This window comes from Terrisporobacter muris, from assembly GCF_024621905.1.
In the GTDB taxonomy this organism is placed as follows: Bacteria; Bacillota; Clostridia; order Peptostreptococcales; family Peptostreptococcaceae; genus Terrisporobacter; species Terrisporobacter muris.
In genome coordinates, this window is record NZ_JANKBY010000548.1 from 1 (window position 1) to 1,432 (window position 1,432).

Sequence of the window (1,432 nt, forward strand, 5' to 3'; positions counted from 1 at the left end):
TTATCTATTTTATATTTAAAATATCTTGTAATACTTCTACACTACTTTTTTCATTTAATTTATTACTTCCAAGTTCACCTCTAAAAGCTTTTGCAAGTATAAATTTCGTTATGTTTTCTATCATATACTCAATATCAATAACTTCATTTATTATATTTTCTTCACCTAATACTCTTTTTAATATTCTAACTACTTCTACCTGCTCTTTAATTAATGGTAATTCTATTTTAAGTTGACCAATTACCTTACCTCTTAAATTTTCTTTATTAACACCCTTCGCTGATTGTCTAAATTTGCAATAATTTTTCATAAAGTAATAATATAAAAATTCACAATTTATTTTTTCACTTGGAACCAATAAACATACAGCTTGATTTGTTACACATTCCTTTCTTAATATACTAGCCCTTCCTCTCATTAACCCTTGGCCACACATTGCTACTAATACTGTGTCTTTTAGAATTAATTTTGTATAACCATTTTCAATCCTCTCATCTGTTATATATTCCTCTGAATTATAGATCTCATTCCATATTATTTCTCCCGTTTTTATCCAATATGAATCTATATAAAATTAAAAAAACTTAATATTTATTAAATTGCTATATATTAATGTCATTATTTGTCTGCTAATATATATTTGTTCGTCTTCTAAAATTTACTTCAGTATGTACATATACCTGTAAACTATTACTTATAATTATTTTATTTGTCACATTAGCAATTTTGTTTATAAATTCATAGTTAAATGTAGCTCCAAATGCACCACCAATAAGAGGCACACCTTTTAAAAGTGTATTTCTAGTAAGTCTGCTTCCACAATTTTTTGCTGCTGGCCTAGCTGTCAATACTACAGCAAATTTACCTCCCATATCTTGCATTTGTTTAAATGTATATCTTTTTATCTCTGCTTTAATAGCTAATATCTCAGCTTGTATTGATAGTTTTCCTGCTGGCTCCATAGCACTTCCAAAAGACATTAATTTTATAATAAACAATTTTTTTCTCATCTTCAGGATCATATCCGTATACAGATGCTATCTGTTGTATTATCCTAAAAGTCAAAGCAAAAAATAATGGTATATCTGCTATAACCATTGTTAATTCGACCATTCCTAAAGCCAAACCTTTTAATGTAGCTATTATTTTATTTTATTACACCTTTAGCTATTGACTTTAACTCTGTAATATCTGCTTTATATAAATCATCTAACGTTCTTATTTGACTATCTTTCAATTTATTTATTGACTTTTCTTTATCATAAGTATACGTAACTACATCTTGAGCCAAGTTCATGCATCCCATTATAGATGTTTCAATTGCTTTAGCAATTTTATCATCTATATTTATTTTTTTATGATAGTCTCAGAAAATTTTTCTATTTCTTTAAAATCCTTTTTCATTAAATTATTTTGCTTTTTATTTATATAA

General features: G+C 26.1%; 2 protein-coding genes and 1 pseudogene. All 3 read right to left on the reverse strand.

Annotation, left to right across the window (positions count from 1 at the left end; translation table 11 throughout):
- Window positions 1-4 precede the first annotated feature (4 nt).
- The 3 genes and pseudogenes from NSA58_RS20160 to NSA58_RS20170 all read right to left on the reverse strand — a co-directional run bounded on the left by NSA58_RS20160 (window position 5) and on the right by NSA58_RS20170 (window position 1,291).
- The gene (locus NSA58_RS20160; RefSeq protein WP_079764809.1) at window positions 5-568 is read right to left on the reverse strand and encodes a restriction endonuclease subunit S; all 564 of its coding nucleotides are present in this window, start codon (window positions 566-568) and stop codon (window positions 5-7) included.
- A gap of 61 nt (window positions 569-629) precedes the next feature.
- Window positions 630-1,113, reverse strand: a pseudogene (locus NSA58_RS20165) (EcsC family protein).
- Window positions 1,114-1,147: 34 nt separating this feature from the next.
- A complete protein-coding gene (locus NSA58_RS20170) occupies window positions 1,148-1,291 on the reverse strand; it encodes a hypothetical protein (RefSeq protein WP_257560931.1) in 144 nt (47 codons plus the stop codon).
- Between the last annotated feature and the right edge of the window lie 141 nt (window positions 1,292-1,432).